Origin of the sequence: Paraburkholderia sp., assembly GCF_035656215.1 — a bacterium.
GTDB lineage: Bacteria > Pseudomonadota > Gammaproteobacteria > Burkholderiales > Burkholderiaceae > Paraburkholderia.
Genome location: NZ_DASRSY010000050.1, coordinates 1 through 7,991 on the forward strand (window position 1 = coordinate 1; position 7,991 = coordinate 7,991).

Consider the following 7,991-nt stretch of genomic DNA (forward strand, 5'->3'; position numbering starts at 1 on the left):
GGCAAGCGGTATGGTTTGCCGGTCGTTTTGCTCAGCCACTTCACGTACTGTTGCGCGTCGTCCCAACTGAGGTCGCGTGCCGGCATCGCTTTGTTCGCATTGCTTTCGGGCGTCAGCTTTTGGCAGGCGTTCGCTGCGACGCACGCGTTCCATTGCTCGACGGTCACCGCGTATTTGCCAATCGCGAACGGCGTGCCGATGGTCACGTGATGGACGGGCTTTTCGGACGGATCGTCGGTACTGCTGCCCATCGAGAACTCGCCCGCAGGCAAGGCGATCATGATCGGGCAGGTCGCGCAATCGCGGCTTTCGCCTGCGCCCGGTGGATGCGTCGTGGGCTTTTGCGCGACCACCGGCGTGGAAGGGACCGCAGTTGGGGCCGGCGGTGCAGGTGGCGTCGGCGCGGCGGCGTGCGGGTGGCCCTGCGGCGCAGCGCTGGCGGGCGGCGTTGACCGCGCGGCCTGCGGTGTCGGCACAACCGCAGGCGCAGCAGGTGTCGGGGCGGATGGCGAAGTGGATGGCGCACTCGCCGATGCCGCGGCGCGCAACCGGTCGATACGTGCGTGGGCGAGCGTGGCGAAGCGGCCATTCGGATAAGCCTTCAAATAGGCTTCGTAATCGCTGGGATAGTTGCTGTCCTTGATGGAATTCCAGAAGGTAATTTCGTATTGCTCGCTGCTGTCCTTTGGCAGGATGCCTCTGCTGTGCAGCGCGACAATGGGGTCGTCGCTGGTAGCGGATGTCAGCGCTGCAATAGCCGTGCGGGATAGCGGCTCATTCAGGCTCGCGTTCCACGCAAGCGATGAGGCGATCCATGGCGTTTGCTCACCGCCAGTGGCCTTGCTAACCCGCGTCGCGACGCGTTGAAACAGTCCCGCAAGATCCTTTGAGGAAGATGCGTCGTTGAGCGCGCGGAGTAATGCGTTCGTATAGATGCCACGATGCATGCCGTCCGCTGCAAACTCCCCCGGCGCTGTTGCGTACGCGACCACCGTATTGGCAGGCAGCGCGGACGTATCGAGCGTTACGTCGCTGGAGAACGGGTTGTTCAGGCACGTATCGAGAATCACGAGATTGAATGCATCGGCACGCGGCGCGCGCATTGCCTGCAATACGGTATTCAAATCGACGCCTTCGCTGATAAGTTGTGCCGGCGCGCGTGCATCGAGGCCGGCGGGCACGAGCAGCGTCTGCCGTCCGATTTGCATGCCGTGTCCCGCGAAATAGAAGAGTCCGGCGCCGCCTGCTCGCAGACGTTCGTGGAATTCGCTGATGGCTTGCAGCATTTGCTGCGGCGTCGCATTGGTGCGCACGATGACGTCGAAACCGCGCGCACGCAGTGTGTCGCGCATGGCGTCAGCATCGCGCGGCGCATTGTCGCGGACCGGGCCTGCGTCTTGACCGTACGCGCCGTTGCCGATCACCAGCGCGATGCGCGCAGGCAGCGTGCTGTCCTTTTGCAGCTTGAGCGGCGTGATGAACGTAGCCGTCGTACGCGTAGCGGCGGCGCCATGCTCCGCGCCGTCACGCTGCGCCGCGGCGTAAACACTGCCCCAATGCGCCTGAATTGCCCCGGCCATGCACACCAGCAGGAATGTTCGCCACATCTTCGTATCCTGTTTATTCCGGACAGAACATAGGGTTTCGATGACAGCGACGTCCGCGTCCGCCGTTGGAGTGGATTGGGCACAGCATCGATGCCGCTATCGACTCTCCATCGACAACCTATGAACAACGATAGCACGCGGTTTGCGCGTCACAACTGTCCGCACACCATCAATGCGTTATACGGTTAACGAGTGTGGCGTATCTTTTTGGCAAGTTACGTCCTAAGCTAATTCACAAAGTAGGGCAGTACGGCCGTTTTAATAGTACTGCCGCTCATCGACGTGAATCCGCCACGTGAAATCACGTGAAACTACGCGAGCGCCCGCGATATCCAGCCGGAACGTCCGGTCTGCGCTTTGCGCAGCCGAGGCGGCTATGACCATTCTTCGGGAGAGTGCGCAATGCGAAGAACCCTCAAAGCTGGCGTGCTCGACATACGTCATGGAACGAAGGTGAGCCTTGTAAAGCTCTGCATGGTTCTGTGCGCCACCTTTTCTCTCTTGCTCGGCATTGCGTCAACATCTGAATCCGCGCGTGCCGAACAAACGCCTTCGCCACCGGGCGCCGAGGAATACATCATCTGGCCGTCGGACGGCGCGGTGATTCACGGCGGCAAGCTGTGGGTCCGCATGGGTCTGCGCAACATGGGCGTGTGTCCGAAGGGCGTGACGATTCCGAACACCGGGCATCACCATCTGCTGATCGACACCGATCTGCCGCCGCTCGACCAGGAAATTCCGTCGGACCGCAATCACCTGCATTTCGGTGCGGGCGAGACCGACGCACGCATCGAGTTGCCGCCGGGCAAGCACACATTGCAGCTCATTCTTGGCGACCACAGCCACGTGCCGCATGTGCCGCCGGTGTATTCGAAGAAGATCACCATCACCGTACTAAAAGACTAGCTGTCCCGTTCATTCAAAGCGGGTCCCGTCAGGACGGAGAGACCAACATGTACAAGATCATCGCGCTCGTGGCACTTGCGACATTGGCGTCACTGGCCTCGCCGAATTTCGCCACGGCCGGCACGACGCCCTCGCCGGCCGGTGCGCATGTCTATATCGGCTATCCGAACGACGGGCAGGTGGTGCAGGCCAATAAACCGTTTCGGGTGTGGTTCGGCTTGCGCTATATGGGGGTGGCGCCGAAAGCCGTCAAGTATCCGAACACGGGGCACCACCACCTGCTGATCGATACCGACCTGCCACCGATGGACCAGGAAATTCCAAATGACCGCAATCATCTGCATTTCGGCGCGGGTGAAACGGAAACGATGATTCAACTGCCGCCTGGCAAGCACACGTTGCAACTGCTAATGGGCGACGACATGCATATGCCACACAATCCGCCGGTGTACTCGAAGAAGATCACCGTCATTGCGCGTTGACGCTGTATTGGTTAGCGTGATTGGCCTTCCGTTTTAGTGTCACGTCGCAACCAACACCATCGCGCGCGTTGTTGGCTGCGATCCACCAGCACCAACCTGTCGCTTCGCAGCCGTTGCGCTGCGTCTAATGGCACACCCTCCCCGAAGTCCTTTATCTACAGCCGTTCGGAATATTTCCTGGGAACGGAAAGCGAACCTGGCATAGCCCATGCATGAGTGACACTCGAGCAGACAAGATGCTCGAACCCAACCGCAAGACTGTGCTGTTTCCCCTTCCAGGAGATTTACCATGAACACGCTGATGATCAAAGACCTGCCCATCACCGCACAACTCGACAGCAAGGCCATGAGCGCCGTGCGTGGCGGCTTCGGCTATCCGTCCTCATCGTATTTCAACTTCACGCCCGTGTATGCGCCGAACAACAGCAAGACTGTCGACGCCACGCAACTGATCAGCACCACGATGAACATTCAGAACGCGAACGGCAACAACACAGCTTTCGTTGCCGGCGTCACCACCACGATCGACCCGCACGTGAGCTCGAGCAACAACATCAACGTGTATTGAACGGCACAGGCCGCCGCGGAGGCTCTCAGGCCTCCGCGGGACGCACACCCTCAGCGCGTCAAAAAGAATTCGCATCCAATCGTTCTTTCCACACGACCCTGGCGTCACCGCCCGATCCCCGCGCAGACATTTCTGTACCGCTTCGACGGTGAAGCCGGGCAGGACATGCTTTACTTAAACAGCGCGTTCTCCTCGTGCAGCGTAGCCGGCGTCATCGGAGAAAATCGTGTCAGCGTTGCTTGAATCAATGGTCCGTCAGCACTTTTTCTGCGCCTCGGCGCGATGCTGTGCGAACCGTCAACCGGCGAGTTCGAATCGCATGGCCTCGGCGCTGCGCGGACTCTGCGTCGCAACGGCCTGCGCGCTGTCGCTGTGCGCGTGTATCGACGTCAGCATGCCCGACTACAAGCGGCCCGATACGCCTGCCAAGGCGTCGTGGTCGGATCAGAAAGGCTCGCCGGTATCGGCAGCGGCGACCATCGAGCCGGACTGGTGGAAAAGCTTCCACGATCCGTATCTGGACACGCTGATCGCGAAAGCGATCGCCAGCAACTTCGATATCAAGGTGCTGGCCGCGCGTATCGACGTAGCGGGCACGCAGATCGGTGAGGCCAAAGCCGGCGCGTTGCCGACCATGGATCTCGGCGGCGGCGCCGATTTCCAAAAGACTACGGGTCAGACGTTTTCCAAACAGTACAACGTAGCGACGCAAGTAAGCTGGGACATCGATATCTGGGGCAAGGTGGAGAAGGGCGTACAGGCGCAAAAAGCCGAATTCCACGCAAGTGAAGCGGATTGGCGCGCCGGCTATCTGGAACTGGTGTCGAACGTCTCGAGTACCTATTTCCAGATCCTGCAATTCGACGACCAGATCGAGCAGCAGCAACGAACGCTCGTCACGAACAGGCAGATTCTCACCATCTACGACGGCCAACGCCGCAACGGCCTCGTGCCGCAAACTCAGGTGTTACGCCAGCAGGCCGAGATCAACCGCTTGACGAATCAGTTGCTCGAACTGCGCCGCTCGCGCGATCTCGCGAACAACGCGTTGTGCACGCTGCTCGGTGTGCCGGCGGGTGAGTTCCAGTTACCGAAAGGACACTTGCAGCAACGCGTGCAACTGCCGGTAGTGCCTGACGGCTTGCCCGCGCAACTCCTCGCGCGACGCCCCGACGTGGTGGCCGCCGAGTTCAGAGTGCTGGAAGCCTACGACCTGGTCGGCCAGGCCAAGCTCGCGCAACTGCCCACCATCAATCTCACTGGCCACGGTGGCACCGCGAGTTTCGCGCTGACCGATTTGCTGAAGTCGTTCACCTACGGATTCATGCCCAGCATCAACATTCCGCTGCTCGACCCCGGGGTACGCGCGCATGTGAAGGTCACGAAAGCGCAATCGACGGTCGCCGAACAACAGTACCGCGTAGCCGTGATGAGTGCGTTCGAGGAAGTGGAAAACGCACTGGTCAATCTGAATTCGCACAAGGCGCAGCGTGTGGAGTTGCAGCAGGAGGTATCGCGTCTGCAAATCGTCGCGGATCAGATCCAGTCGCAATTACGCCTCGGTGTGGTATCGCAACTGGAAGTTTTCGAAACCGAACGGACTTTGCTGGCAGCGCAGCAGGAACTGCTCGCCAACCATCAACTGATTCTGTCGGACACGGTGTTGCTCTATAAGGCGCTGGGCGGTGGCTGGCCGAGTGTGGACGTGCAAGCAGAAGTAAAGGAACACTGAGCTAATCCGTGGCGCGGCGTATTTCGGCTGCATATGACGCATGAATGGCCCTTACAACCGACGCTTTGAAAATTGACACTTGCCATGCGTGACTTAAAATTTGTAAGGAGCCGGATTCTGCGTGGCTCATTAGAACATCCGCTATTCGCCGTCGTTCTTCTTTCCGTTCCTGTTGCGCTCTCGCCGCAGCGGGTAAACGATTAGTGATCCAGATAAAATGGCCACCGGGGAAGCTCCGATTGCTGAGATGCGCGCGACACAGGACGCCACGTTCGACGTGGTGCTGTCGCCGGTTGTCTCCGCGCAGCGTCCCGCGCTCGACGCGATCCGGATCGTCGATAATCTGTTCGCGATCGGGCGCAGCGAGGTGCCGTTTACCGACTACCCTGCCGAACGGCTTACCTGCCTGTCGCGCCGCCATGCGCGGATTTTCACAGAGCACGGCGCTGTCTACGTCGCTGACCTCGGCAGTAAGAACGGTACGACACTCAACGGCGCTGCGGTGCGGCAAGCCCCCGCGCGGGTGCGTGCCGGCGACGAATTGTGCTTCGGTGGCGAGCTCTGCTATCGCGTGAGTATCGAGCCGCGCGCGCGAATTGTTGTCGCCACCAGCGCGGCGCCCGCACCCGGCTTGCTCCTGGTGCCGCAACGCGACGACCTCGGGCTTCTGCCGATCGACGTGCAGGCGTTCCCCTTTCTCATCAGCAAGGCAGACGACGTCTTCTCGCGCTATAAGGACCGCTATCCGCATCAGGTCAACTACATCTCGCGGCGTCATGCACACATCTTTCTGAAGGGCGGCGAACTCTACCTCGAGGATCTTGGCAGCACGAACGGGACATTCGTCGGCGGAAAGCGGCTCGACGAAACCGCGCTGCCGCTTGTGGAGGGGGACCTCCTTGCATTTGGCGGCGACCACTTCGTCTACAGGGTGACACTGCAAAAACCCCCTGAAGTTGAGCCGACCGTGACCCAGCTATTCCTCAATTCCGCTGTCGACGAAGCTGCCGATACCGACAAGACCACGTTCGTTGGCGCCGCGCATTCGTTCCTCGATATCTTTTGCGTCGACCCGGCGCTACAACGCGAAGACGAAGTCAACGAGGCAGCGCAGGCCGCATCTGCACACGCGAAGCGCGGCACGTTGACAGGCGCTGCTAACGGCACGAATGGCACGAACAGAACAAACGGCACGCGTGGCGCGAATGGCGCGAATGGCTCAAGCGGCGCACATGCGAGGCAAGGCACAAACGGCACGAGTGCCCAGAAGGGCCGGCCGCGGCGGTGGCGTCTGCTCGCGGGCGAACTCACCAAGGCCTTTGCGGTGGGTGACCACACGACGGTGCATCGCGCCGCGTGGTGGAGTGGCGCGGCCTTCGTCGTTCTGGCGGCCGTTGCGCTGATGCTGTACATGCGTGGGTCTTCGGAGCGCGAGTTGAGAAATATGCTGACGAGCGGCGATTACACCAGCGCGGTGACAGCGGCAAACGGCTATCTCGCGGATCATCCCGCCGACACGAAAGTCAGTGCGTTGGCGAGCGAAGCGCTACTGAAGGCGAAACTCCCCGACTGGTTGAACACGTTGCAAAAGGCGCAGTTCGATCAGGCCGACGCACTGCTCAAGGAGATGAGAGCGTTGAGTGCAAACAATGCGGACGCCGCATCTCTGGTCGGCGAATTGCAATGGGTGGGCGATCTGGAGCGCTTCGTGGTGGGGCGTGGCGGGGCGGACGCGCCGATCCACATGTACGCCGACGAAGCCACCATCAGTGGCCTGCTGCAACGGTGGGACGACGACGCCAGGAGCCACCAGCGCGCACTCGACCGCATTGCCTCGTATGTAGCCGTGTTTGCAGAGCCGTACGCGCAGGCGCTGAGCCATCTGCGCAAACTGGAAAGCGACGACTCGGTGTATATCGCCGCCATCGACCGCCTGAACAGCACCATTCGCACCGAACTGGCGCGCGACAAGCCCGACGCGCTGCCGGCCGTCCTCGACGATTACGCGCAACGCTATCCGCGTCTTGCCGGCCTCGATCGTGTACGGGAAGACTTGCGCCATTACGCCGACGTACTGAACGCCGCGCTCAGTCGACAATTGATACCGTTACTCGCCTTGCTGAAAACAGTGCGTTTCAACACGCCACCATTTCAGACGCAATTTCAGCAACTGGCCGCGAGTCGCCTGCCGTCGACGGATGTCATTCAGCGTCATGACGCAGCGAGCGCAGCATGGCAGCGCGGCGACGCACAACAGGCGCTGGCCGGCTTGCAGACCATGCCGGCCGGGCCGTGGTCCGACGTGATCGCAGCGGAATCGGCGCACAAGAAAGCGCTGCTCGACCAGTTCGCCGACTTGCAGAAGACACGCGGTAGCAAGGATTACGACCAACGCCTGCTGTCGTTCTACGCCAGTCTCGATCCGACGGCGGACGTGTGGTTCGTGCAATCGATCCAGAAAGACGTCGCTGCTCTGCACGACAAAGCGCTGGCGCGCGCGCAAGACCTGCTGCTACGCGCGCAAAGCCTCTGGAGGCAGTATCGGGCGAGCGGTTCGATCGGCGGCACGCAACGGCTGGAAGCGGGGATTTCGCCCGGCTTTCGCAGCGAGGCGCGTCTGCTTTCCGATGCGCAGTCTGCCGCGCAACAGGGCATGCGCATCTATACGCAACTGAAGGCGGATCATCCTGCCGACT

6 protein-coding genes are annotated in these 7,991 nt (G+C 60.9%); 5 read left to right on the top strand and 1 reads right to left on the bottom strand.

Annotation, left to right across the window (positions count from 1 at the left end; genetic code table 11):
* The coding region (locus tag VFE81_RS02590; RefSeq protein WP_325043094.1) for a caspase family protein at positions 1 to 1,607 on the bottom strand (1,607 nt) is incomplete at its 3' end.
* Positions 1,608 to 2,081: 474 nt separating this feature from the next.
* Between VFE81_RS02590 and VFE81_RS02595 the strand changes: the two genes are divergently transcribed.
* From VFE81_RS02595 to VFE81_RS02615, 5 genes are all read left to right on the top strand, one after another.
* The gene (locus VFE81_RS02595; protein ID WP_414695539.1) at positions 2,082 to 2,513 is read left to right on the top strand and encodes a DUF4399 domain-containing protein; all 432 of its coding nucleotides are present in this window, start codon (positions 2,082 to 2,084) and stop codon (positions 2,511 to 2,513) included.
* Positions 2,514 to 2,560: 47 nt separating this feature from the next.
* Positions 2,561 to 2,995, top strand: a complete 435-nt coding sequence (locus tag VFE81_RS02600) for a DUF4399 domain-containing protein (protein WP_325043096.1) — start codon at positions 2,561 to 2,563, stop codon at positions 2,993 to 2,995.
* A 289-nt stretch (positions 2,996 to 3,284) separates the two neighbouring features.
* Positions 3,285 to 3,563: a hypothetical protein gene (locus tag VFE81_RS02605; RefSeq protein ID WP_325043097.1), complete on the top strand. Its 279-nt coding sequence runs from the start codon at positions 3,285 to 3,287 to the stop codon at positions 3,561 to 3,563.
* A gap of 319 nt (positions 3,564 to 3,882) precedes the next feature.
* Positions 3,883 to 5,295, top strand: coding sequence for an efflux transporter outer membrane subunit (locus tag VFE81_RS02610; protein WP_325043099.1), 1,413 nt, complete (start codon positions 3,883 to 3,885; stop codon positions 5,293 to 5,295).
* 217 nt (positions 5,296 to 5,512) lie between these two features.
* Positions 5,513 to 7,991 (top strand): FHA domain-containing protein (locus tag VFE81_RS02615; protein WP_325043098.1); only part of this gene is annotated, 2,479 nt, incomplete at its 3' end.